The organism is Streptomyces sp. NBC_00285 (assembly GCF_036174265.1).
Lineage (GTDB): Bacteria > Actinomycetota > Actinomycetes > Streptomycetales > Streptomycetaceae > Streptomyces.
In genome coordinates, this window is record NZ_CP108055.1 from 8,512,538 (window position 1) to 8,536,974 (window position 24,437).

A 24,437-nucleotide genomic window follows, 5' to 3' on the forward strand; every position below is an offset into this window, starting at 1 on the left:
GGTCGCGGATGCCGCTCGTGGACGGGTGCGGCGGGCCCGCACTGCGTAGATTTGTCGACCGTGAGCGGTGACGAAGCGGTTCCCGACCCCCCGGCCCTGCCCGGCCGACGCTGGCTGCTGCCGTCCGCCGTGATCCACGAGTTCGACCCCGCGGCCGCCCGGCCCGGAGGGCGGCCCCGGCGTACCGCGCGCGACTGGATCGTCGACTTCTCCTGCTTCCTGCTGGCCGTCCTCATCGGCCTGATCGGCGCGGACTCGGTGGGCGACAACCCGCATGTGACGCACTCCGCCGCCACCCTCGACCAGCTGCTGGGCGCGGCCGCCTGTGCCGCCGTATGGCTGCGCCGCCGCTGGCCGCTGGGCCTCGCCGTGGCCACGGTGCCGCTCGGACTGCTCTCGGACACCGCGGGCGGCGCCTGCATGATCGCCCTGTTCACGCTCGCCGTGCACCGCCCCTTCCGCCACGTGGCCTGGCTCGGCGGCGTCAACATCGCCCTGGTACCGCTCTCCCTGCGGCTGCGGCCCGACGCCGATCTGCCCTATGTCGTCACGGTCGTCCTCGCCGTGGTGCTGATGACCGCGACCATCGGCTGGGGCCTGCTGGTGCGGGCCAAACGGCAGCTCATGTTCAGTCTGCGCGACCGCGCACGGCGTGCCGAGACGGAGGCGGCGCTGCGGGCCGAGCAGGCACAGCGCCTGGCCCGCGAGGCCATCGCGCGGGAGATGCACGACGTGCTCGCGCACCGTCTGACGCTGCTCAGCGTGCACGCGGGCGCCCTGGAGTTCCGGCCGGACGCGCCCCAGGCGGAGGTCGCGCGGGCGGCCGGCGTCATCCGGGAGAGCGCGCACGAGGCGCTCCAGGACCTGCGGGAGATCATCGGCGTACTGCGGGCGGGGGACCACGACGACACGGGCCGCCCCCAGCCGACCCTCGCCGCGCTGGACACCCTGGTCGCCGAGTCCCGCGAGGCCGGCATGAAGGTCACCCTCGACACCCGCGTCACCGACCCCGCAGCCGTGCCCGCCTCCGTCGGCCGCACCGCCTACCGCATCGCCCAGGAGGGCCTCACCAACGCCCGCAAGCACGCTCCTGGCACGGAGGTCACGGTCACCGTCACCGGCGGCCCGGGTGAGGGCCTCGTCATGACCGTGCGCAACCCCGCACCCGACGGCGAGGTGCCGCACGTCCCCGGCTCGGGGCAGGGCCTGATCGGCCTCACCGAGCGCGCGACGCTGGCCGGGGGCCGGCTGGAGCACGGGGTGGACGCGGACGGGGCGTTCCGGGTTCGGGCGTGGCTGCCGTGTGGCTGAGGCCTGGGGTGCGACTGCCGTCGGATCCATGGTCGGGGAGCGGGATGCGGTTGCCGTGGATGTGTCGGGCCTTCCGCCAGCGGGGCGCCCGAGGCGCAACTCGTCGGCCCGCAAGGGTGATTGCGCCCTGCCCGGCCGTGATTACGTAAGGCCCATGACTGTGATCAGACTGCTCCTCGTCGACGACGACCCCCTCGTGCGGGCCGGCCTGTCCCTGATGATGGGCGGAGCCGACGACATCGAGATCGTCGGTGAGGCGGCGGACGGTGCCGAGGTGGAGGCTGCCGTCGACCGGAGCCGTCCCGACGTCGTCCTCATGGACATCCGGATGCCGTCGGTGGACGGTCTCGCGGCCACCGAGCGGCTGCGCAGCCGGCCCGACGCCCCGCAGGTCGTCGTCCTGACCACGTTCCACGCGGACGAACAGGTCCTGCGCGCCCTGCGCGCGGGTGCCGCGGGATTCGTCCTCAAGGACACCCCGCCAGCGGACATCCTGGCCGCCGTCCGCCGCGTCGCCGCCGGCGACCCCGTCCTGTCGCCGGCCGTCACCCGCCAGTTGATGGAACACGCGGCCGGCTCCGCCGCCGACACCCGGCGCTCACGCGCGCGTGAGCGCGTCGCCGTTCTCAACGACCGTGAACGCGAGGTCGCGATCGCGGTCGGGCAGGGCCTGTCGAACGCCGAGATCGCCGCCGCCCTCTACATGAGCGTCGCCACGGTCAAGACCCACGTCTCCCGCGTCCTGGCCAAGCTGGACCTCAACAACCGGGTGCAGATCGCCCTGTTGGCGTACGACGCGGGACTCCTGGAGGACGACCAGGATTCCGGCAGGCCCGGGCACTAGCCGACGCCTGCGCACGTTGACGGTGTGAAGGGGGAAGCTTTCATGGCCGAAGAAGTGATCGATCTCGGGGGCTACGGCGAGGCGTTCCGCGCCGACCCGCATCCCGTGTACGCCGAGCTGCGTGCGCTCGGCCCCGTCCACCGGGTGCGACCGCCCGGCTCCCGCGCCGACTACTCGACCTGGCTCGTCGTGGGCCACGAGGAGGCACGGGCCGCGCTCGCCGACCCGAGGCTGTCCAAGGACGGCCGCAGGATCGGCATGGTGTTCGACGACGAAGCGCTGATCGGCCGCCATCTGCTCGGCAGCGACCCGCCGGAGCACACCCGGCTGCGCGGCCTCGTCACCCGCGCCTTCACCATGCGCCGGGTGGAACAGCTGCGGCCCAGGATCCAGGAGATCACCGACGACCTCCTCGACACGATGCTGTCGCACGGCCGCGCCGACCTGGTGCACTCCCTCGCCTACCCGCTGCCGATCACCGTGATCTGCGAACTCCTCGGCGTGCCCGAGATGGACCGCACGGAGTTCCGCAAGCTGTCCACGGAGGTCGTGGCACCCACCGGCCCCGAGAGCTCCTACGACGCCGTCCTGCGCCTCGGCGAGTACCTCACCGAGCTCATCGAGGACAAGCGGTGCGCGGGACCGAGCGACGACCTGCTCGGCGACCTCATCCGCACGACCGCCGAGGACGGCGACCGGCTCTCGTCGACGGAGCTGCGCGGCATGGCCTTCCTCCTGCTGATCGCCGGCCATGAGACCACGGTCAACCTCATCACCAACGGCGTGCACGCCCTGCTCACCCACCCCGAACAGCTCGCCGCCCTGCGCGCCGACATGACCCTGATCGACGGCGCGGTCGAGGAAGCGCTGCGCTACGAGGGCCCGGTGGAGAACGCGACGTTCCGGTACGCCGTCGAGCCCCTGGAGATCGCGGGACGGGCCGTGGACAGGGGCGACCCGGTGATGATCTGCCTGAGCGCGGCCGACCGTGACGGCTCCCGCTACCCCGCCCCGGACCGCTTCGACATCCGCCGCGATCCCCGCGGCCACCTCGCCTTCGGCCACGGCATCCACTACTGCCTGGGCGCCCCCCTGGCCCGCCTGGAGGCCCGTACGGCGGTCCGGACCCTCCTGGACCGCACCCCCGGTCTCGCACTCGACGGACCGCCGGGGGAGTGGCTGCCGGGGATGCTGATCAGGGGGGTGCGGAGTCTGCCGGTGCGGTGGTAGGGCCCGGCGAACCCTGTGTCACGGCTCGGCGCGTTCAGAACGCGGACGCGCTCGCACCGCCCGGGATCTCCGCGAGCCGCACGGCCCGGTGCTCCCGCCGGGACACCTCGCAGGCCTCGGCGATCCGTAGTGCCTGCAACGCTTCACGCCCGTCGCAGGGGTTCGCTCTCTCGCCCCGGACCACCTCGATGAACGCGGCCAGCTCGGCCTCGTACGCCGGTCCGAAGCGCTCCAGGAACCCCGTCCAGGGCTTGTCCGCCGCGGGCGGCCCGGTGGGCTCGGTCGACGCGATGGGCGTCCGGTCGTCCAGCCCCACCACGACCTGGTCCAGCTCACCGGCGAGCTCCATGCGCACGTCGTACCCGGCGCCGTTCAGCCGGGTCGCCGTGGCCGTCGCGAGGGTCCCGTCGTCGAGCGTGAGCAGGGCCGCCGCGGTGTCGACGTCGCCGGCCGCGCGGAACATCGGCGGACCGGCGTCGGACCCGGCGGCGTACACGTCGACGATCTCGTGCCCGGTCACCCAGCGCAGGATGTCGAAGTCGTGGATCAGGGTGTCCCGGTACAGCCCGCCGGACAGCGGCAGCCACTCGACCGGCGGCGGCGCCTGGTCGGAGGTCAGCGCGCGCACCGTGTGCAGCCGTCCGAGCCGCCCCGAGCGCACCGCCTTGCGGGCACCCTTGTAGCCGGCGTCGAAGCGGCGCTGGAAGCCCATCTGGAGAACCGTCCCCGCGGCCTCCACCTCGGCGATGGCCTGCAGTGTGCCGGGCAGGTCGAGCGCGATGGGCTTCTCGCAGAACACCGGCAGTCCCGAGCGTGCCGCCCGGCCGATGAGCTCGGCGTGGGCCGAGGTCGCCGTAGTGATCACCACGGCGTCGACGCCCCACTTGAAGATCTCGTCGACGCCCGGGGCCGCGGTCTCCCCGAGGCGGTGTGCGAGCTCCTGGGCCCGCGAACTGTTCGCGTCCGTGACTATTAAGGAACCGACCTCCCGATGGCGGCTGAGCGTGTTCGCATGAATGGTGCCGATGCGGCCCGTCCCTATGACCCCGATGCGCATGTGAACAAAATGTGGTCGCAGCCCCCGCGCTGTCAATCAGTATGTCCGGACAACCGAACTACACGACTTCCCGTCAACAACGCACGGAGCTACGCTCGCTCCCGTGCCGAAACCAGAAGTAGACCCGACTGTGACACTCGAGCTCAGTGTCGACCGGAGCAGTCCGGTGCCGTTGTACTTCCAGTTGTCCCAGCAACTGGAGGCCGCGATCGAGCACGGAACGCTCACTCCCGGCAGTCTGCTGGGCAACGAGATCGAGCTCGCCGGCCGGCTCGGCCTGTCCCGGCCCACCGTCCGCCAGGCCATCCAGTCGCTCGTCGACAAGGGCCTGCTCGTGCGCCGTCGCGGGGTCGGCACCCAGGTCGTGCACAGCCAGGTCAAGCGCCCGCTGGAACTCAGCAGCCTCTACGACGACCTGGAGGCGGCCGGCCAGCGCCCCGCGACCAAGGTCCTCGTCAACACCGTCGTCACGGCCACCGCCGAGATCGCCGCGGCGCTCGGTGTCGCCGAGGGCAGCGACGTACACCGGGTGGAGCGGCTGCGACTGTCGCACGGCGAGCCGATGGCGTACCTGTGCAACTACCTGCCCCCGGCCCTCCTCGACCTGGACACCGCCCAGCTGGAGGCGACGGGCCTGTACCGCATGATGCGTACGGCGGGCATCACGCTCCACAGCGCCCGCCAGTCCATCGGCGCCCGCGCGGCCACGCAGACCGAGGCCGAACGCCTCACCGAGGAGGCGGGTGCCCCCCTGCTCACCATGCAACGCGTGACCTTCGACGACACGGGGCGAGCGGTGGAGTTCGGCACGCACACCTACCGCCCCACTCGCTACTCGTTCGAATTCCAGCTCCTGGTGCGCCCCTGAGGGATCCGGGGCCGTACCGGTCCGCGGCCTCGCCACCTGGGCGCGACCAGCCGCCCGGCACCCGCGCCCGGCAGGAATCGCGCACTCCCCTTCGATCCCCCGCACAGCACCCCCGCACGGGGTGAGGCAGAATCGTCGCCGATGAGCACCTACGGCAACTTCAGCGCCCCCATAGGCTCCCGCCGCGCGCCTGCGCTCCGCACCGTCGGCACGAGGGAACGCCGCTCACACCTGACCGCACCCCGCGTGCCGACGGTGGGCATCGACATCGGCGGCACCAAGGTCATGGCGGGTGTCGTCGACGCCGACGGAAACATCCTGGAGAAGGTCCGCACGGAGACCCCGGACAAGTCCAAGAGCCCCAAGGTCGTCGAGGACACCATCGTCGAACTGGTCCTGGACCTGTCCGACCGCCACGACGTGCACGCCGTGGGCATCGGCGCGGCCGGCTGGGTCGACGCCGACCGCAACAGGATCCTGTTCGCCCCGCACCTGTCCTGGCGCAACGAGCCGCTGCGGGACCGCATCGCAGACCGCCTCGCCGTGCCGGTCCTGGTCGACAACGACGCCAACACCGCCGCCTGGGCCGAGTGGCGCTTCGGCGCGGGCCGCGGCGAGGACCACCTCGTCATGATCACGCTCGGCACCGGCATCGGCGGCGCGATCCTGGAGGACGGCCAGGTCAAGCGAGGCAAGTACGGCGTCGCTGGCGAGTTCGGCCACATGCAGGTCGTCCCCGGCGGCCACCGCTGCCCGTGCGGCAACCGCGGCTGCTGGGAGCAGTACAGCTCCGGCAACGCGCTGGTCAGGGAGGCCAGGGAGCTGGCCGCCGCCGACTCCCCGGTGGCGTACGGGATCATCGAGCACGTCAAGGGCAACATCGACGAGATCACCGGACCGATGATCACCGAGCTGGCCCGCGAGGGCGACGCGATGTGCATCGAGCTGCTCCAGGACATCGGCCAGTGGCTCGGCGTCGGCATCGCCAACCTTGCCGCCGCCCTCGACCCGTCCTGCTTCGTCATCGGCGGTGGCGTCAGCGCGGCCGACGACCTGCTGATCGGCCCCGCGCGGGACGCGTTCAAGCGCCAGCTCACCGGCCGCGGCTACCGCCCCGAGGCCCGCATCGCCCGCGCTCAGCTGGGCCCCGAGGCCGGCATGGTCGGGGCCGCCGACCTCGCCCGACTGGTCGCCCGCCGCTTCCGGCGCGCCAACCGGCGCCGGGTGGAGCGCCACGAGCGCTACGAGCGGTACGTGGAGGCCCGCCGAACGTCCCGGGACACCGCATGACCGCATCCCTGCCCCGCCAGGCCACGCGGTCCCCGAACGAGCCGGAGCGGCCCACCGAGGACCGCCGGCACATGATCCGCCGCAGGGCGATCACGCTGCTCATCATCGGTCTCCTCATCGGCGTCCCGGCCGGCTATCTGGTGATCTCCGCCAACCAGAGCCGCAACAGCGGCAAGGACAAGGAGGCGAAGTACTCGGCGACGGGCCTCACCCCCGACTGGCCGTCCAAGGTCCAGCGCCGCCTCTACCAGGTGCCCGTCCCGCACCCCGCGGACCTGGTCGCCTCCTACGAGACCAACAACTGGAAGACCAGCCGCCTCTACGTCCAGTTCCGGACGACCGACGCCGGCCTGGCCGCCTTCCTCACTGCCATGGGCGTCAGCCGCGCCCAGCTGAAGAAGAACGACGTCTCCATCAGTGAGCGCGACCAGAAGATCAGCGGCTGGAAGTTCGACGGCCCCCGTTCCTGGTGGGGACTGACCCACGCGCAGAAGGACCCGGCCCCCACCCAGGACATCATGGTCAACCTGACCGTGCCGAACGCCCCGAAGGTCTACCTCGTCTCGCGCACCGTCCCGTGACCGGGCACTCCGGTGAGTGGGCCCCGCCCGTCGCCGGAGCCGATTGTCAGAGCCCGCCCGTAGAGTCGAGGACGAGTGATCCGACACGCGGGCGGGAGGTGACAGGACGTATGAACGCCGGGGCCATGGTGGCCGAGCACAGGGGCGAGCGGCACGGGGAGAGCGTCTCCGTCCGGCTCGCCGCGGTCTACCTGCCCGCACCCCTTCCGCGTGAGGGCCGGATCGCGTTCTGGGACCCCGACGGCGCGCCCCTGCCCGCCGACGGCGCTGAACACACCGAACTCACCGTCGTACGACCGCACGGCGCCGGAATCCGGCGGCGGACCACTCCGGCGTTCTCGCTCCCGCTCGCTGAGGCCCTGCCGCTCCTGGTCCGGGCCCGGCGCGACCCCACCGCCCACCCCGCCACCGCCTGCTGGGGCGCGGCCGCCCTGCACGCACTGCGGCTCACCGCCCGCGGCCGGCTGCTGCCCGGGCTGACCGCCACCGGCCACGACGCCTGGCGGGCCGGGCCGCTGGACCCGCAGGACATCGCCCACCTGCGCGCGATCGCCGCCGCCCTGCCCCACGAGGGCCATGCGGTCCCGCTGCCCGGCCCTGGCCCGCTTCGGCTGCCCGAACCGGAAGCACTGATGCGTTCCTTCCTGGACGCGGTCGCGGACACCCTGCCCCGCACTCCGGCCGCCCCGTTCGCGTCCGGCAAGCCCTTCGCGGCGCGCGCCCCACAGCGCCTGCCGCACGCCCAGGACTGGGCCGCGGAGGTCGCCGCCGGCATGGACGCGGGCGTGCGGATCTCGCTGCGGCTGGATCTGTCGGCGTACAACCTGTTCGACGCCGAAGCCGACGGCGTGCGCAGTGCGGGCGCCGCGATCGTCCAGGTGCACAGCCTCGCCGACCCGACCCTGGTGACCGACGCGGCGGCCCTGTGGGCGGGGGACGCCGACGCCGTCTTCGGACCACGCGCACGCGTGGACGCGGCTCTCGCGGTGCGGCGCGCCGCCCGGGTCTGGCCGCCGCTGGACCGGCTCTCCGAACAGGACGTGCCCGACGTACTGGCCCTGTCCGACGAGGAGTTGGGCGACCTGCTCGGCGTCGCGGCACCCCGGCTCGCGGCGGCCGGAGTGGCGGTGCACTGGCCGCGGGACCTCGCGCAGGACCTGACGGCGGCGGCGGTGGTCCGGTCGGCCCCGGGTTCGGCGACCGACGGCACCGGCTTCTTCGAGAGCGAGGAACTGCTCCAGTTCCGTTGGCAGTTGGCGCTCGGCGGCGACCCGCTCAGCGAGGCCGAGATGGACGCGCTGGCCGAGGCCCACCGGCCCGTCGTGCGCCTCAAGGACCAGTGGGTGCTGGTCGACCCCGCCCTCGTCCGCAAGGCCCGCAAGCGTGAACTGGGCCTGCTCGACCCGGTCGACGCCCTCTCCGTCGCCCTCACCGGCAGTGCGGAGGTCGACGGAGAGACGGTGGAGGCGGTGCCCGTCGGTGCGCTCGCCGCCCTGCGCGACCGACTGACGGCCGGCGTGCGCCCCGCCGAACCGCCCCCGGGCCTGCAGGCCACCCTCCGCGACTACCAACTCCGCGGCCTGGCCTGGCTGGACCTCATGACCTCCCTCGGCCTCGGCGGCTGCCTCGCCGACGACATGGGGCTCGGCAAGACGATCACCGTCATCGCCCTGCACCTGCACCGCGAGCGCCCCGAACCGACCCTCGTGGTCTGCCCCGCCTCCCTGCTGGGCAACTGGCAGCGGGAGATCAACCGGTTCGCACCGGGCGTCCCCGTCCGCCGCTTCCACGGCGCGGAGCGCAGCCTGGAAGACCTCGACGGCGGCTTCGTCCTCACCACGTACGGCACCATGCGGGCGGCGGCCGCGCGGCTCGCCGAACAGCCCTGGGGCATGGTGGTCGCGGACGAGGCGCAGCACGTCAAGAACCCGTACTCGGCGACCGCCAAGGCCCTGCGCACGATCCCGACGTCCGCCCGCGTCGCCCTCACCGGCACCCCGGTCGAGAACAACCTCTCGGAGCTGTGGGCGCTGCTCGACTGGACGACCCCCGGTCTCCTGGGCCCCCTGAAGTCCTTCCGCGCCCGGCACGCGCGCGCGGTGGAGAACGGCGAGGACGAGGAGGCGGTGACCAGGCTGGCGAGGCTCGTCCGCCCCTTCCTCCTGCGCCGAAAGAAGTCCGACCCCGGCATCGTCCCCGAGCTGCCGCCCAAGACGGAGACGGACCATCCGGTCCCGCTCACACGCGAACAGGCCTCGTTGTACGAGGCGGTGGTGCGCGAGTCGCTGCTGGCGATCGAGACGGCACAGGGCATCGCCCGCAGGGGCCTGGTGCTGAAGCTGCTGGGCGCGCTGAAGCAGATCTGCGACCACCCCGCCCTGTATCTGAAGGAGGACGTCCCCTCGGCGGCCGGTGATCGACTGGCCGCCCGTTCCGGCAAAATGGCCCTGCTGGACGAGCTGTTGGACACCCTCCTCGCGGAGGACGGATCGGCCATCGTCTTCACGCAGTACGTGGGAATGGCCCGCCTGATCACCGCCCATCTCGCCGCCCGCGCGGTGCCGGTGGATCTGTTGCACGGCGGGACGCCGGTCCCGGAGCGGGAACGCATGGTGGACCGCTTCCAGAGCGGCGCGATCCCGGTCCTGGTGCTGTCGCTCAAGGCCGCGGGCACCGGTCTCAACCTCACCCGCGCGGGCCATGTCGTCCACTTCGACCGCTGGTGGAACCCGGCCGTCGAGGAACAGGCCACCGACCGGGCCTACCGCATCGGACAGACCCAGCCGGTCCAGGTCCACCGCCTCATCACCGAGGGCACCGTGGAGGACCGCATCGCCGAGATGCTCGAAGCCAAGCGCGCCCTCGCCGACGCGATCCTCGGCTCCGGCGAGGCCGCCCTCACGGAACTCACCGACCGCGACCTGTCCGACCTGGTCTCCCTCAGGAGGCCGTCATGAGCCCGGGCCCCGCCGACGAGGCCCGCCGGGCCCTGCGGGCGGCCCGGGAACGGGCCGGGCAGGGGGCGACAGCCACCGAGGCGGAGCGTGAGGCGGAGATCGGGCTCGCACCCGAGGCGGGCACATCCGGGGTGCGGGGTGCGGGGGACCGCCTTGTGGCGGAGGAACCCGGAAGCCTCGCGACCGAGGGGACCGGCAGCCCTGTTACGGAGGAGGAGCCCGGGAGCCTCGCGGCGGGCGAGGAGACGGGAGGCACCGTCGCTGAGGGAGCAGACGGCTCAGCATCTGAGGAGGCGGCTCACAGCGCGAGCGAAGACGCTGCTGCGCCGGATGTGGCCGGCGGGCAGGCGGATGCGCCCGAGCGCCCCGGGGCGCCTGACGGGCAGGACATGGAGCACGTGGCGGCCCCCGAGCACGCCGTGACGGCAACGGCCCCCGCCCTCACCGGGCCGCGACCCGGTGACGCGGCCCGCGCGGCCCTGCGGGGAGCTGCCGCCGCCCGGAGCGGCTCCGTCGCAGAGGGGGGTGGGGCCACAGATCGGGCGGCCGGGACCGCAGGCGGCACCGAATTCGCCGCCTCCGTCGGCTCGACGAGCGAGGACCCGGATCAGGTCGCCGAGGCAGTGGCGCCCGCTGCGGCTCCCCACGACGACGAGCCCGTGCGCTCCGACGCGCGCCCTGGGGATGCCGCCCGTGAAGCGCTGCGCGCGGCACGCAGGAGGCGGGCCGACGAGGCTGCCGCCGAGGCCGAGGCCGAACTCGCGCGCCGGTCGCGTCGTACCACCCCGACCGCGGTCCCGACCGGGTCCGGGGACCGAAGCCGCAGCACGCGTCCAGCCATCGGCGGCCGGGCGCGTGACGTGCGGGCGCTGTTGGCCGACGCCTTCCGGATGCCTGACGACACCGCCCTGCCGGGGGAGGACTCAGAGGGCAACGGCGTTGCGTGCCAAGGGAGTTCCACCTCGAGGACACCCGCTCCCGACGATGACCCACTGGACACCGGCCCCACCGGCCGAACCGATACAGGCCACCGCCTCGGCACCCCGCCCTCGCCCGAGGAGACGCCCGCAGACGCAGACGCAGACGCCGATGCGGACGTCGACCAGGACTGGCTCTCCCCGGCATTCGCGTCCGCCCCGCCCACCTCACCCGCCCCGCCGCCTTCCCGCCACCCCCACTCCATGGCAGCCCCCAACCGGGACAACGAACTGCGCCGCACCTTCCCCGCCTTTACCCCTCACTCCCCGGACTCGCCGGAGGACGCCCGCTTCGCCGCGACCTGGTGGGGCAACGCCTGGGTCACCGCGTTGGAGGAGGGCGCGCTGGACGCCAAGCGGCTGGCGCGGGGCCGGGGCTATGCCGAGCGGGGAAATGTGGACGCGATCACCGTGACGCCGGGCCTCGTGCTCGCCTATGTGCAGGGCAGCCGCCCGCGGCCGTACCGCGTACAGGTGCGGTTGCGGACGCTCGGCGACGCCGACTGGGACCGCTTCCTGGACCTCGCCGCCGACCGGACCGGACACATCGCCGCACTGCTCGACAAGGAGATGCCCCAGTCGCTGGCGGAGTGCGGAGTGCCGTTGCTCCCCGGTCCGGGTGACCTCGAACCGCAGTGCAGTTGCCCCGACCGCGGCCACCCCTGCAAGCACGCCGCCGCCCTCTGCTACCAGACCGCGCGGCTGCTCGACGCCGACCCCTTCGTCCTGCTCCTGCTGCGCGGCCGGGGCGAACGCGAACTGCTCGACGCCCTGTCCCGTCTCAGCGCCGCCCGCGCGGCACGTGCGGCGCAGGAAAAGGAACCGGCGCCGCTGCCGGGCGTACGGGCCGCCGAAGTCCTCGCGTCCCGTGTGCTCCCACCGCTCCCGGCGCCCCTGCCGGTTCCTCCGCACCCGGAGCAGCCACCGGCGTACCCCGCGTCCCCGGGCGGCCCCGACCCCTTCGCCCTGGACCAGCTGGCCACCGACGCCGCCGCCCGCGCCCACACCCTGCTCGGCACCGGCCGTGACCCCGTCGGCGAACTGACCCTGTGGCAGGACGCGGTACGGCTCGCCGCCGCCCGCCCCGGTTCCGGACTCACCGCGGGCACCCGAGCCCTGTACGCCTCCCTCGCCACCGCCACCGACCACACCCCGGCCGACCTGGCCCGCGCGGTCGCCGCCTGGCGCCAGGGCGGCCTCGAAGGCCTCGCCGTCCTCGAGGAACCCTGGGACCCGCCGGCCGGCCGCTTCGACCGTGCCCGGCCCCTCCTGCTCGCCGCCGACCTCCCCGCCTTCCGCCCCTGGCACAACCACCTCACCCACCCCCGCGGCCATGTCCAGCTCCGCCTGGGCCGCGACGGCTTGTGGTACGCCTACGAGTCCGAACCGGGCCACGACGACTGGTGGCCCCGAGGCACCCCGGACCTGGACCCCGTGGGCGCCCTCACGGGCCTGGGCACACCGAACGACCTCTGACACCGTCCGGGCCCGCCGATGCCTCAGCCCCCGCGACAGACGGCATGTGAAGCACGCTGTGGAGGATCTTCGCGAAGTCGCCACAGTGTGGGACGGCTTGCGTGGGGCTGCGACCCAAGGGCATGGGATTGGGTGAGATGTGAGAGCGTGCTTGACGTGACTGAGATGCAGACCCCCGCCCTCCAGTACCGCTTCGACGGCCCGGACGACGCCCCGGTCCTCATCCTCGGTCCCTCGCTCGGAACGACCTGGCACAGGTTGGAAATGCCGTCCATACCGGTCCAGTGAGAGCATGCGGGTCCACGAAAGGCCAGGTCAGAGCGTAGAGGATCGATGGCGTCGATCCAGTCCGTGACAGATTCGTGAGACGCGAAGGCAAGAGGGGCACGGTTCGCGGCGACCGGCTGCGTCTGGGCTTCGGACCGGTACCCCCACCCCGACTTGCATCTGACGTTGGCGTCAGGTTTTAGCGTGGCTGCTGTTGGCGTTCCGCAGCTCCCTGCGGACATCCCCCTTGCCATCAAAGATCTTCCGTGCCTGCTGTGAGCGGGTGCGACCGACAGCAGGAGTACTCATGCGCGCAGCCGTTTACCGTTCGCTCGGCGGCCCGGACGTGGTCGAGGTCGCCGAGGTCGCCAAGCCTGTTCCCGGCTTGAGTGAGGTTCGTATCAAGGTTCAGGCGGCCGCGCTCAACCCGGCCGATGCGGCGGCCTGGGTCGGGGGCTATTACCCGGCTCCGCCGGAGGGGGTCGCCTATGGCCTCGGCTGGGATGTAGCCGGCGTTGTCGACGCCGTCGGCCCGGGTACCCCCTGGACGCCCGGGCAGCCTGCCATCGCGTTCAGTTACGGCTTGCCCCTGGGGCTGAACCGGGGGCAGGCCGAGTACATCGTGGTTCCTGCCCATGCGATCGCGGCGGCGCCGGGGGGTGTCGACCCCGTCCACGCCTCCACCATCCCCCTCAACGGGCTGACCGCTGCCCAGTCCGTCGAACTGCTCGGTATCCAGGCCGGCCAGAGCGTGCTCATCACCGGCGCGGAGGGGGCGGTCGGCGGTTACGCGGTGCAACTCGCGAAGCGACGGGGAGCGGTGGTCATCGCGACCGACCTCTCGCCCGACGGCGAGTTCGCGAGCAAGGTGGCGGGTGCCGACGTGTACGTGTCGGCGTCGCAGCCTCTCGTCGAGGCCGTCCGCACGGTTCGTCCCGAGGGAGTCGATGCCGTTCTGGACACGGCCAGGCTGGGGCAGGCAGTCATCGGGGCGGTGGCGGACGGCGGCAGGTTCGTGACCACACGGCTCGACGCCCTGCCCCAGGCCGAGCGGGGCATCCGGGTGCTGCTGACGCAGGTCGGCCCGGACGGAGCGATGCTTTCGACACTGTCCGACCTGGCCGCGGCGGGAGACCTGGCGTTGCGCGTGGCGGAGACGTACCCGCTGGACGAGGTCGCGAAGGCTTACGCGCACATGATCAGGGGTGGGTTCCAGGGGCGTGTGGTCCTCACCATGGAGTGAGCGCGAGGCCCTTTCGTACGGCTGGGACATGGCCGGCCGGGGCGGGCCCGTTCGGTGATGAGGTTCTCGGTGAACCGGAGGGCGCGTCGCCCTCGTTCATGCATCGCGGCAGGACCTCCCGGACGAGCCTGCTCGACGGGCCGGCGGCGTACAGTTACTGGATCATCCTGACCCGCTGGACCGAGCCGTCCTGGTACTCTCGCTGCCCGCCGCCGGTACGCGTGGGGCCGAGCAGGCGCTGCTCCTCATGCTCACGGCGTTACGCACGGCCTCGACTACTTGCCCGGCCAGTGCCGGGGGATACGGGGGCCCGCCGTATCCGGGCATGGGCAGGATGCAGCAGAATCGTGAACCGGGTGCTCCGCGCGACCACCCCTGTATCGGCAGCCAGTCGTGGAAGACGGTGTGCACGCATACGTCGTTGCCTCATCTCAGCAACGCCTGAGCCGCCGCGCTGGATCCCCAACGGAACTCATGAGTGTCCAGCAACAGCCTCCGGCCCGGAAGGTGCTTCAGGCCGCGCCGACGAGAAGGTGCTGGCCAAAACCATCGCGCACTACGGCCGCGTCGACCGTCTCTGGAGTGACGAGTTCGGCTATGTGGAGCACAACGCTGCATCCGCGGTCACCGCGGCCATCGTCCGCGCCCTGTTCCGTCGCACCAATCATGCCTTCTCCTGCTGCAACTTCCTTACCAGAGCTGCCACTTGTAGGGCAGAGCGGAGGCCAGCCGGGAACGAGGGGCACCTGCCGGGCCATCGGGGGCACCGGAGCGGGTCAGGGTTCGGGCCGACGCGATCCGCCCGCGCACTCGGGGAGTGCGCGGGCGGATCGCTCACCGATGGTTCACACCAACGGCTACCGAGGCGCGGCTACGGCGTGGCTGTCAACGCCGTGTGTCCGAGGGTGGTCGACCCGTCGCCGTACTCGACGGCGCCGACGTACTGTTGGCCGCGTTTCGCGTCCGGCCACGACACCGTGACGTCCGGACGGTCGCCCGCCGAGGCATTCTGCTCGCTCGGGGTGACCGTGGGTGTCACGGCCGGGGTGCCCTGGCCGACCTTCCAGCTCCGCACGGTGTACTGCTGGCTGGTGGTGCCTGTCGGCAGTTCTGACTGGCGGACGTAGACGTCGTAGTCGACGGGCGGCAGATCGACGTGTTCGTCGGAGCCGGGGCCGGCCCAGTCGCCGATGTGGTTGCCGTTGGTGTCGAAGGCGTAGAGGTCGAGGTTGCTGCCGGGGACGTGGTCCGCGGAGGTGATGGCGAACCGGGTGAAGGGGGTGCCTGCGGGGACGTGGACGTGGTGTTTGACGACGGCGTCGTTGGTGCCCTGACTCATGGTGAAGTCGGCCTGGTCGGTGCCGGTGAGGGTGCCGGTGGTCTTCTCGCCGGTGTAGAGGGACGCCTTCGCGGTCAGCTCGCCGTTCCAGTCGACTGCGGGCCTCAGCGTCGCGGAGTCACCACCGGTGACCACGGCCTCTTTCGGGGCGGACAACGCTACGGAGCGCAGGGCGACCGGGCTGGTGACCTCGTGGTGGCTGTGCGCGTCGCTCCACGTCAGGGAGCCGAAGGACCAGGCGTTGTGGGCCGCACTCGTACGCTCGAAGGTCACCTTGTACGACGCCGACGCGCCCGGCGTGACCGTCAGCCGCTTCGGGGTGACCTCGGCGCGGAAGCCCGGCGGGGTCTGGAGATTCGCCCTGTACGTGGCGGTGCGCGCCGAGACGTTGGTGACCGTGCGCGTCACCGTCTGACCGGCCAGCAGGTCACCGACTGCGATCGACGGATAGTTGAGGTCGCTGGGGTCGGTCTTCGTGGCCGTGGCGCAGGCATCGGTGCCGTCCTCGGTGGTCGGCTTCTGGCCGATCGCGCAGAGGTAGGCGGTCCAGTCGGCGGAGGTGGAGTCGTAGACCAGGCCGGGGTCGGTGGCCCGGGTGACTCGGGGCAGGCCCGCGCCGTAGTCGAGGGGCGAGGCGGAGTCGGCCAGTTCGCGGCCGATGGGGTCGCCGTTCTCGTCGGTGGGCGTGGCCGTCGTCATCAGCGCCGACTTGATCTCCATCGGTGACCAGTCGGAGTGCAGTTGCCGCAGCAGGGCGGCGAGGCCGGCGATGTGCGGGGACGCCATCGAGGTGCCGTCGGAGAAGCTGAACCGGCCGGGGTAATAGCTGGTGCTGCCGGGCACCACGCCCGCCGGGATGGTCTGACCGAAGGAGGCGATGTCCGGCTTGAGCAGGTCGCCGTCGCTGAAGTGGTCCGGGCCGCTGGAGGAGAAGGAGGCGATCTCCCGGGTGGCCCGGTGGCTGCTCTGGGTGGGCGTGAACCGGGCGGTCGCGCCGGCTTGGGAGGCGTATGCGTGGACTGCCTTCGCGTCGTCGAGGTCGAGTTGGATCAGGGGCACCGAGAAGACGTACGGGGGCAGGAACTCGTCGTAGGCCGGGGTGTCGGTGAGTACGAGACCCTTGCCGCCGACCGCCAGGACCTCGTCCGACTTGTCGTCCTCCCAGATGCCGGCGCCGCCTCGGTCGCAGACGATGATCTTGCCCTTCGCCTGGGCCGGATCGAGCGTGCCCGGCGCGCACAGCGCAGCCCGGCCGGCGTCCGAGCCGTCCTTGCGTACGGCGGCTGCCTCGACCAGCGGGGCAGAGCCGGCACCCGGGTTCAGGCCGACGCGGGTGTAGCGGCGGCCGTCGCCGAGGACCAGGGAGGTGGTGTACTGGGTGTCGTGCGACGACGCGGCGACCGTCGTGACCCACGGGCCGGTGTGGTGCACCGAGTCCGGGCCGCCGTTGTTGGCGGCCGCGGCGACGAACACGCCCGCCTTGGCCGCGTTGAACATGGCCTCCATGTCGGGCTGCTCGGTGAGTGTGCCGGTGATGGAGAAGTTGATGACGTCGACGCCGTCCGCCACGGCCCTGTCGATCGCGGCCGTGAGGTCCACGGTCGGGCAGCCGAAGCCCGGCCAGCACGCCTTGTAGAAGGCGAGGCGGGCAGCCGGGGCGACACCACTGAGCCTGCCCTCGGCGTTGCTGCCGGGTACCGACGCGGCGACGCCGTGGTTCCCGGCGGCCGTGCTGCCGGTGTGGGTGCCGTGGCTGCTGGTGTCCAACGGCGAGGGGGCGTCTTCGCGGTCCGCGGGGACGCCCGCACCGAACCACTGTGCGCCGATCACCTTGTTGTTGCAGGTCACCTTGTGCGTGGGGTCGTCGCCCGGGTCACAGTCGCCGTGCCACTTCCTGGCGATGGCCCCGGCGTCGGGGCGCGGATTCGGCAGTGCGGCGAACATCGGGTTCGAGGGGTCGAACCCGGTGTCCACGATCCCGACGATCACGCCTTCTCCGGCGTGCTCGGGGCCGCCCGCCTTCGCCCACAGGCCCTTGGCGCCGGAGAGGCCGAGAAGTCGGGGGGTGTCGGGGAACTGGGCGTGGCGGGCCGTCCGGGGCGCCTGGGAGCCCGGGGTGTGCGGTGTTCGGACTTCTGCGGGTCCGGTGAGTGCTGATCGCGCGGTGCCCCGCGCCCCTGAAAGACCTTGGCCCTGGGGGCCGCTCACCCCGCCGGAAGGGGTCGGCTGCTGGGCCGCAAAAGCCGTGACCTTGCCCTCGGTCCCGTCCTGGCCATCGGCCACGGTCCGGATGTAGGTTTCCGCCCGGCCGTCCGCCCTCTGCCCATCGTCGGGCCCCGTCGACGTCAGCTGAGCGACCGTGTTCCGGGTCACCGAGACGACACCAGGCGTCGAGGCCAGCTTCGCGGCCTGCCGGCCGGTCAGTTCGGCGGCGAATCCGCTGAACGTGTAGGAGTAGTCGTAGAGCGTCTCGACACCGGGCACGGCGTCGAGGACCCGCTCCCGACGGTCGTCCAGGTGCGCCACGTACTTCTCGACCGTGGCGGAGTCGGCGTCGAGCCGCTTCCCCGCCGTGGGCGCAGTCCGCTGCAGTCGGGGCAGCCCGCCCTCGTACGCGGCGACGGGTGGGTCGGCGAGCTTGACGATGTAGGTGTCGTCGCCGTAACTGCCTTTGCCGCCAGTGGAGTTGGTGTCGGAAGCGGTGGAGGTGGGAGCGATGACCGCCATGAGGGTCAGGGCTCCGGCGAGGAGGGGCGCGAGAGTGGTGATGGCCGCTCTCGGGCGTATGGGTGTGCGTGTCACTTGTGATCCATATCGATCGGGTGCCGCGGAAGAGCCGGGCGCCAGGTGTCCGGGCGCCATCCGCCTCTGCGGCTGTGGGGGTGTGCGGGGGCTACGGTGGGACTGTCGAAACCGTGCGCCCGAGGGGGCTCGAACCGTCGCCGTGTTCGACGAGGCAGAGGTACCGCGTGGCCTGGAAAGCAGGCCAGATCACTTTGAGTCAGAGCCCTCGCCCGCGGCCACCGCCGGGGTGACAGTGGTGGGGGTGTCGGGTTCGCCCTGGCCGAGATTCCGGCTCCAGAGCATGTACTGCGAGGTCTCCCCGGCCGGGCGGTGGCGCACCCTTGCGTGGATCCCGCGGGTCCAACACCTCGGTCAGCCGCGCCGGCAGGCCCGGGATCTCCTCGGAAACGACGTCGGAACACTCACGGAGTTGGCCAAGGGCAATCGGGATCAGCGATGACGCATCGGCAGGCACGGTCACTGTCACACTCCGGCCCCGCTGAACTGACAGATCGCCACGAACTGGGGGCGTAACGCGACAACGCCAAAGCCTTGACGCCGAAGAAGCTCATCGAGTGCCTGCAACCAGCAAGCTGACTCCGTCAGAGCCAGAGCACATCACAGCCTTCGCCAGCCCCGGAGCGGTTCAACGGGCGAGAGCGTCGGGCAGCGCTTCACCTATGTGGTGTGGTCCTCAACGGCCTGGATGAGCGCGCCGTCGGGGTCGTAGAACAGGAAGGATCGGATTCCGGGCAAGGGGGACCGGACGTAGTCGGTCTGAACCTCGATACCAGCGGCCTCGACGCGCTTAAAAAGGTCATCGATGTCGGACACTTTGAGCCCCAGCTCCGTGATGCCGGTCGCGCCGTAGCGCAGGTACTCGTCCGGAGCCTTGGTGGTGAACGGGTTGGCCGCCTGTTGCAGTTCCAGCGTCGCGCCGGAGTCGTCGGAGACGAGCACGATCCGGGTCGCCGCGCTCTTCACGCCGAGGATGTCGTCGAGCGTCGAGGTGTCGAACCACTCGCCCGGCTGTGTGACGTCGTACAGCGTGTTCTTGAATCCCAGGAGGTCCTGGTAGAAGGGCAGCGATCGCTCCAGGTCGCTCACCATGCAGATGTGATGGAAGGGCACGATTCTCCTCTGTGGGGTGAGGGAGGGGTAGCCGCGGGCACATTGGCCAGGTGGCAGTGACCCAGACCCGTCGACGGCCAACTACCGGCGCTGTTCTGTAACTTCAGCCGCAACGCTAGAACCTGACGCTAGTGTCAGGTGCAAGTCTTTCGGGTGAGACCCCCGCGAGGCGATGGACAGGGACGGCGGTCGGCTCGGCAAAGGATCGCCCGCCACTGAGGTGAGAAGGTCCGTCAGAACCGCCGATCTGTGACGGTCTGCAACTGACGGACCGGTCAGTGGAGTTGTGCGGACGGCCGGAAGGAACGGAGCGCCGCGAGCCGAAATTGCGACTCGAGTTGGTGGCGTTGACTCGTTGGTTGGTGATGTTGGCGGTGTGGGGCGGAGCCGGGGTTGCGTCGCCGGGCCAGGGTTCCGAAGCCGGCGCAAGGACGCCGACTCTTCGGCCCGCGCCGGGTGGTGCGCCGTGGCTCCCACGGTGGAGATGATCGGGAAGGTCACGCGGAGTCGTTGCCACGGGCTGGTGGCCGATTCTCTGGACCTGGTGGAGGAGGACGCCCGCTGTCGGCAGGACCAGGAGCCGGCCGGTGGCCACGGGCTGCGGCAGCCCGGCAGCCCGGCAGGCACCTTGCAGTAACCGCGGCACATCGACGCCCCCTGCCGCAGCTGCTTCGGCAGCAGCGGCGAGGCCGTCCGCCACCACCAGCGTCCGGTCCGCGTCGTGCCCCGCGCCGACAGCTGGTCGTGCCATGCGCTCGGGCAGCAGGTCGGGGACGATCGTCATTCGCGCAGAAGTGCGCCGCCGTTGATCGACCAGACCTGGCCGTTGATCCACTCCGCGTCGTCGGAGAGCAGGAACGCCACCACTCCGGCCAGGTCGCCGGGCCGGCCGAACCGGGGGCTGGGGATGGTCATTCGCGCGAATTCCAGCGCCTGAGGGGTCAGGGCCATCTTCTCCGCGGACTCGGTCATCACCACCCCGGGCGACACGCAGTTGCAGCGGATGCCCTCCTTGCCCCAGCGGGAGGCGACATGGCGGGTGAGCGCGTTGATCCCGGCCTTGCTGGTCTGGTACGCCGCGCGTTGGTGGTCGCCCACGTGCGCGGACGCCGAGGAGGTGTTGACGATCGCTCCACCGCCCTTTGCCAGCAGCAGGGGAAGGGCCGCGCGGCAGGTGAGCGCGAAGCCGATCAGGTTCACCTCGAGGGTGCGCCGCCATACGGCCGGGTCCATGTCCAGCAGGTCGCCGTCCCGGCCCAGCACGTCCGCCGAGGCGTCGGCGGCGACGTTGTAGAGCCCGTCGACTCCGCCGAGCTGGTCGACGGTGGTGTCGAACAGGGCGCGTACCGACCGCTCGTCGGCGAGGTCGAACTCGACGGCGAGGGCGGCTCCGCCGACGTCGCTGATGCGCTTGGCGGTGGCCTGCGCCGCGTCCACGTCGATGTCGCCGATCACGACCGTGGCGCCCTCGGCGGCGAGGCGCTCGGCGGTGCCCGCGCCTATCCCGTTACCGCCTCCGGCGATGACGATGCGCTGTCCGGTGAGTCCCCTCATGGCATGGCTCCTGTTCCTGACTGATGCGGAGTGACCGGGTTCTTGGGTGGGGTGGCGTGCTGGCACGCACGACCGGCGGCTCCTTGCACGGTTCACGTCGGCCGGACAGCGCCACCACCTCCATGAAGCACGTTAACCGACAGTCGTAGGAAAACCAACAGACGTCGGTTAGGTATCGTGTCAGCCATGACCACGACCCGACAGAACCCGCCGGTAGCCGACCGGCGCGTACGTCGCACTCACGCGGCCCTGCAGGGCGCGCTGATCAAGCTCGTCGAGGAGCAGGAGCTGGGGCAGATCAGCGTCGCGGACGTGGCCGAACAGGCCGGTGTGAACCGCACGACCTTTTACGACCACTACCGGGACGTGCACGAACTGGCCGAGGCCGCCTGTACCTCGACGATCGACACCCTGATCGAGTCACTCCCCGTCCTCGACCCCTCACCGGCGGACCCGGACGCGGAACCCGCCCGGTCACTCGTCGCGTTCTTCGAGAACCTCGCCGAGCATGCCGGCCTCTACCGCAGCCTCCTGGGGCCGCAGGGCAGCGCCCGCGTCATCGACCACATCCGCAGCCGCATGACCGCCAGCGTCCATGTCACCGTGCGCCTGAACGCCGGCGCCGCGCCGGACAGTGCCTCGTCGGCCGACATCCCTCACGACGTACCCGCCGCGTTCATCGCCGGCGCACTCCTCGGCGTGGCCACCGACTGGCTCCAACGCGACAGCCCCCGCACACCGACCGAGATGGCCGAACTGACCTGGCCACTTCTTGTCGCCCACTACCCCGCCGACACACAGCACGCCAGAACATGAGGTGATCCTCCGGCTCACGAGTCTCGGGGCTCGGCCTGCCCGGTCAAGCGCCCCACCGTGCGCGCGTGGTCGGCGCGTACGCTGGCCGCTCGGTCGATGATCATGGCCTGGGCGCTCCCGCCGTCCGACAACCGAGTGGCCGGTGGCCCGGGTTCACCGGTGTGGGCAGCCGACCGGATGGCAGGGGAAGGAAGCGGTGTCGGATGGGCGAAGATGCTCTGCGCTGGAGCCGGTACCGCGGCATGCCGTGGAAGAACGGCGGCGGTGTGACCCGGGAGGTCGCGTCGGGCGCCGTGCAGGCGCCCCTGGCCTCGGTGGAGAGCACGGACGGCTTCGACTGGCGGGTGAGTGTCGCGGACGTGGACGCGGGAGGCTCCTTCTCCGCCTTTCCCGGGATCGACCGTGTGATCACCCCCGTCGAGGGCGAGGGCATGGTGCTGACGGTGGACGGGACAGCGCATCCGGTCTGGCCGCTGAGCCCCTTCGCCTTCTCCGGCGACGCGGCGACGGACTGTCGGCTGGAGGCGGGCGCGGTCCGCAACCTGAATGTGATGACCCGCAGGAGCCGTGCGACGGCACAGGTGCGGATCATCACCGTCGCCGCCGCACGGGTGACGGAGTTGGCCTGCGCCGCGGGCGAGACCCTGCTCGTCATGGCCGTCACCGAGGGGATCACCATCGACGGACCTGACGGCCAAGAGATCACGCTCGGCCGTCTCGACTGCGTGCGCCACGAAGGCCCGGCGGCGCTGACGCTACGGGGCGACGGCGTGGTGGCCGGGATCACGATCACCGCGGTGCGCTGAAAGCGGGAAACCAGCGGCCACCCGGTCGTCTCGGTGGCGGTAGCGGCGATGCGCTGACCCTGTGCGACCTGCGGTGACTGTGTCATCTGCATGGTCGCCGCGATGTCACCGGTGCCGCGGAACCGGATCCGATCTGGGCATTGACGAAGTGCAGAGCAAGGGGCAGTGCCTCGTTCTTGTCCATGCGAACGCCGAGCCGCCGCTCGATGATGCCCAGAGCGGCCTGAGGTCACGGTGAGGTCCGTCGCTGAACCGGCCTGCCGCACACCACCTTGTGGGTGGGCAGGCCGGTTCAGGCGGTACTGGCGGCGGCGCCGCGTACGGGGTGGCTGTGGTGCGGGTGGCTCGGGTCCGTCGCCACCGCGATGATCTCGTCGAGGCGGGCGCGCACTGCCGTCAGGTCGCCGATCTGGCGGTCGATGCGGGCCCGTTCGGTGATGAGGCTGTCGGTGAAACCGATGGGCGAGGGGCCCTCGTTCATGCACCGCGGCAGGACCTCGCGGACGAGCCTGCTCGCCAGGCCGGCGGCGTACAGCTGCTGGATCATCCTGACCCGGGCGACCGCGCCCTCCGGGTACTGCCGCTGCCCGCCGCCGGTACGGGTGGCGCCGAGCAGCCCCTGCTCCTCGTAGTACCGCAGTGCCCGGACGCTGACCCCCGCCTGTTCGGCGACCTCTCCGATCCGCATCGCTCCTCCTTGCCGGTCCAATGTCATGTCAGAGGTGCCTCTGACGTCAGTGGGAGGTTTCAGCGTAGCCGATGTCGTCATCACGGGCCTTTCGTCTGGCCCCGGCCGGCCACAACGTGCCGGATCACGGTGAACCAGGTGCACACATGGCGACCTGGCGGTGCCGGGAGGCGAGGGGTCAGTGGCGGGGCAGGAGGGTGCGCAGGCGGGCGGTGTGCTCGTCGATGGCCTGGGGGCCGTTGCTGGTGAGCAGGCGGACGCCTTCCTCCCAGATGACCTTGATGGCGGTCGGGTTGGTGGTCGTCCGTACCTCGTAGCCGGCGTTCCTGAGGGCTTCGTCGATGAAGTAGCCCATGCGTACCTTCTTGCCGGGGATCTTGAGGTAGCCGTTGCTGAGGACGAAGAGTTCGGCGGATTTGGCGACCGTGGTCACGCTGACGCCGTTGAAGGCGTGCTGGGTGTCGGTGACGACGGTGCCGTCGGGGCTCACCCGGTACTTGGCCGAGGCCATGGCGACGGGGGCGTGGCAGATCAGCGAGATCAGCACCTGGTTCTCCCGCGCGGTGTGCAGGAGTTCGCCGAGCCAGGGGTTGTCGACGAAGTCGACCATGGGGGCGTGGCCGCCGGGCATGTGCACGAAGTCGAACGCGCCCAGGTCGAAGGCGTCCTCGGGGTCGCGGTGTCTGAGCACGAGCTGCTCGATGGACTGGTAGGTGTGCTCCGGAAGGTCCTGCATCGACTTGACCAGGTCGTCACGCAGCACCACGACCTCCTTGTCACTGCCCGGCAGCGACTCGGAGACCGGCAGGCGGCCCAGGTAGCGGCGGGCGAGGGCGAGTTCGCTGTCCCGGCGGGCGACGAGTCCTGGCCGTTTGGCACGGAAGGTGTCGACATCGAAGCGGAACGCCTGCGCCGCGGTGGCCGAGACCGTTGCGGAGCTGAACTTGTCCGCGGCGTGCATCGACAGGGCCAGGCCGTTGATCTCCAGCTGCGGGACGAGCCCGCCGGGGGTGGCGAAGGTGAACTCGTACTCGTTGCCGAACTCCTTGAGGATCTGCGCCAGCTCGACCAGGTAGAACCCGGTCGAGACACCGGGGTGGTCCGCCGGTTCGGTGAGCGGCAGGACAGCGGCCGACGGGACGACGATCAGCGCCTTGGGCTTGGACGAGTGGGTGGGGGCGGGGGTGTCCATGGCATGCCTTCTTTCGGTGTACGAGC

18 protein-coding genes and 1 pseudogene are annotated in these 24,437 nt (G+C 71.4%); 12 read left to right on the forward strand and 7 right to left on the reverse strand.

All coding sequences use genetic code 11. The features are described from left to right. Positions 1-51 precede the first annotated feature (51 nt). From OHT57_RS39050 to OHT57_RS39060, 3 genes are all read left to right on the forward strand, one after another. On the forward strand, positions 52-1,311 hold the full coding sequence (locus OHT57_RS39050; protein ID WP_328751535.1) for a sensor histidine kinase: 1,260 nt from the start codon (positions 52-54) through the stop codon (positions 1,309-1,311). Between the two features lie 154 nt (positions 1,312-1,465). Next, positions 1,466-2,155, forward strand: coding sequence for a response regulator transcription factor (locus OHT57_RS39055; RefSeq protein WP_328751536.1), 690 nt, complete (start codon positions 1,466-1,468; stop codon positions 2,153-2,155). 42 nt (positions 2,156-2,197) lie between these two features. Next, entirely contained in the window at positions 2,198-3,385 is a 1,188-nt protein-coding gene (locus OHT57_RS39060; protein ID WP_328751537.1) for a cytochrome P450 family protein, read from the forward strand. A 34-nt stretch (positions 3,386-3,419) separates the two neighbouring features. Here OHT57_RS39060 and OHT57_RS39065 read toward each other — a convergent pair whose 3' ends face one another. After that, on the reverse strand, positions 3,420-4,442 hold the full coding sequence (locus tag OHT57_RS39065; RefSeq protein WP_328751538.1) for a Gfo/Idh/MocA family protein: 1,023 nt from the start codon (positions 4,440-4,442) through the stop codon (positions 3,420-3,422). 130 nt (positions 4,443-4,572) lie between these two features. Between OHT57_RS39065 and OHT57_RS39070 the strand changes: the two genes are divergently transcribed. The 7 genes from OHT57_RS39070 (at position 4,573) to OHT57_RS39100 (ending at position 14,101) form a co-directional block, all read left to right on the forward strand. Then, positions 4,573-5,310, forward strand: coding sequence for a GntR family transcriptional regulator (locus OHT57_RS39070; RefSeq protein WP_328751539.1), 738 nt, complete (start codon positions 4,573-4,575; stop codon positions 5,308-5,310). Between the two features lie 141 nt (positions 5,311-5,451). Next, positions 5,452-6,600, forward strand: a complete 1,149-nt coding sequence (locus OHT57_RS39075; RefSeq protein ID WP_328751540.1) for an ROK family glucokinase — start codon at positions 5,452-5,454, stop codon at positions 6,598-6,600. Further along, a complete protein-coding gene (locus tag OHT57_RS39080) occupies positions 6,597-7,181 on the forward strand; it encodes a sugar kinase (RefSeq protein WP_328751541.1) in 585 nt (194 codons plus the stop codon). The genes OHT57_RS39075 and OHT57_RS39080 overlap by 4 nt, the downstream gene beginning before the upstream one ends. A 110-nt stretch (positions 7,182-7,291) precedes the next feature. Beyond that, positions 7,292-10,138, forward strand: coding sequence for a DEAD/DEAH box helicase (locus OHT57_RS39085; protein ID WP_328751542.1), 2,847 nt, complete (start codon positions 7,292-7,294; stop codon positions 10,136-10,138). Continuing rightward, positions 10,135-12,591: an SWIM zinc finger family protein gene (locus OHT57_RS39090; protein ID WP_328751543.1), complete on the forward strand. Its 2,457-nt coding sequence runs from the start codon at positions 10,135-10,137 to the stop codon at positions 12,589-12,591. Before OHT57_RS39085 ends, OHT57_RS39090 begins: the two co-directional genes overlap by 4 nt. Before the next feature lie 156 nt (positions 12,592-12,747). Then, positions 12,748-12,879: a hypothetical protein gene (locus tag OHT57_RS39095; RefSeq protein ID WP_328751544.1), complete on the forward strand. Its 132-nt coding sequence runs from the start codon at positions 12,748-12,750 to the stop codon at positions 12,877-12,879. 286 nt (positions 12,880-13,165) lie between these two features. After that, positions 13,166-14,101 carry an NADP-dependent oxidoreductase gene (locus OHT57_RS39100; RefSeq protein ID WP_086746766.1) on the forward strand — a complete coding sequence of 312 codons (936 nt, stop codon included), beginning with the start codon at positions 13,166-13,168 and terminating at the stop codon, positions 14,099-14,101. Between the two features lie 154 nt (positions 14,102-14,255). Here OHT57_RS39100 and OHT57_RS39105 read toward each other — a convergent pair. From OHT57_RS39105 to OHT57_RS39120, 4 genes and pseudogenes are all read right to left on the reverse strand, one after another. Continuing rightward, positions 14,256-14,345, reverse strand: a pseudogene (locus OHT57_RS39105) (MerR family transcriptional regulator); the annotation flags it as partial. Between the two features lie 627 nt (positions 14,346-14,972). Then, entirely contained in the window at positions 14,973-18,242 is a 3,270-nt protein-coding gene (locus OHT57_RS39110) for a S8 family serine peptidase (RefSeq protein ID WP_319097267.1), read from the reverse strand. 660 nt (positions 18,243-18,902) lie between these two features. Further along, the gene (locus OHT57_RS39115) at positions 18,903-19,355 is read right to left on the reverse strand and encodes a VOC family protein (protein ID WP_086746768.1); all 453 of its coding nucleotides are present in this window, start codon (positions 19,353-19,355) and stop codon (positions 18,903-18,905) included. Positions 19,356-20,135: 780 nt separating this feature from the next. Then, positions 20,136-20,909 (reverse strand): SDR family NAD(P)-dependent oxidoreductase, encoded by a 774-nt coding sequence (locus tag OHT57_RS39120; RefSeq protein WP_319097266.1) that lies wholly within the window; start codon positions 20,907-20,909, stop codon positions 20,136-20,138. Between the two features lie 186 nt (positions 20,910-21,095). Here OHT57_RS39120 and OHT57_RS39125 point away from each other — a divergent pair, with 186 nt between their 5' ends. Further along, entirely contained in the window at positions 21,096-21,725 is a 630-nt protein-coding gene (locus OHT57_RS39125; RefSeq protein ID WP_086746771.1) for a TetR/AcrR family transcriptional regulator, read from the forward strand. Positions 21,726-21,928: 203 nt separating this feature from the next. Next, the gene (locus OHT57_RS39130; protein ID WP_319097265.1) at positions 21,929-22,531 is read left to right on the forward strand and encodes a HutD family protein; all 603 of its coding nucleotides are present in this window, start codon (positions 21,929-21,931) and stop codon (positions 22,529-22,531) included. 292 nt (positions 22,532-22,823) lie between these two features. Here OHT57_RS39130 and OHT57_RS39135 read toward each other — a convergent pair whose 3' ends face one another. Next, a complete protein-coding gene (locus tag OHT57_RS39135) occupies positions 22,824-23,219 on the reverse strand; it encodes a MerR family transcriptional regulator (RefSeq protein ID WP_086746773.1) in 396 nt (131 codons plus the stop codon). 178 nt (positions 23,220-23,397) lie between these two features. Then, positions 23,398-24,411, reverse strand: a complete 1,014-nt coding sequence (locus OHT57_RS39140; RefSeq protein WP_319097264.1) for a DJ-1/PfpI family protein — start codon at positions 24,409-24,411, stop codon at positions 23,398-23,400. Positions 24,412-24,437 lie beyond the last annotated feature (26 nt).

Coding starts and splice junctions, on each gene's coding strand:
- OHT57_RS39055 (WP_328751536.1), top strand. CDS start 1,466: ATGACTGTGATCAGACTGCTCCTCGTCGACGACGACCCCCTCGTGCGG.
- OHT57_RS39060 (WP_328751537.1), top strand. CDS start 2,198: ATGGCCGAAGAAGTGATCGATCTCGGGGGCTACGGCGAGGCGTTCCGC.
- OHT57_RS39065 (WP_328751538.1), bottom strand. CDS start 4,442: ATGCGCATCGGGGTCATAGGGACGGGCCGCATCGGCACCATTCATGCG.
- OHT57_RS39075 (WP_328751540.1), top strand. CDS start 5,452: ATGAGCACCTACGGCAACTTCAGCGCCCCCATAGGCTCCCGCCGCGCG.
- OHT57_RS39080 (WP_328751541.1), top strand. CDS start 6,597: ATGACCGCATCCCTGCCCCGCCAGGCCACGCGGTCCCCGAACGAGCCG.
- OHT57_RS39085 (WP_328751542.1), top strand. CDS start 7,292: ATGAACGCCGGGGCCATGGTGGCCGAGCACAGGGGCGAGCGGCACGGG.
- OHT57_RS39090 (WP_328751543.1), top strand. CDS start 10,135: ATGAGCCCGGGCCCCGCCGACGAGGCCCGCCGGGCCCTGCGGGCGGCC.
- OHT57_RS39100 (WP_086746766.1), top strand. CDS start 13,166: ATGCGCGCAGCCGTTTACCGTTCGCTCGGCGGCCCGGACGTGGTCGAG.
- OHT57_RS39120 (WP_319097266.1), bottom strand. CDS start 20,909: ATGAGGGGACTCACCGGACAGCGCATCGTCATCGCCGGAGGCGGTAAC.
- OHT57_RS39125 (WP_086746771.1), top strand. CDS start 21,096: ATGACCACGACCCGACAGAACCCGCCGGTAGCCGACCGGCGCGTACGT.
- OHT57_RS39130 (WP_319097265.1), top strand. CDS start 21,929: ATGGGCGAAGATGCTCTGCGCTGGAGCCGGTACCGCGGCATGCCGTGG.
- OHT57_RS39135 (WP_086746773.1), bottom strand. CDS start 23,219: ATGCGGATCGGAGAGGTCGCCGAACAGGCGGGGGTCAGCGTCCGGGCA.
- OHT57_RS39140 (WP_319097264.1), bottom strand. CDS start 24,411: ATGGACACCCCCGCCCCCACCCACTCGTCCAAGCCCAAGGCGCTGATC.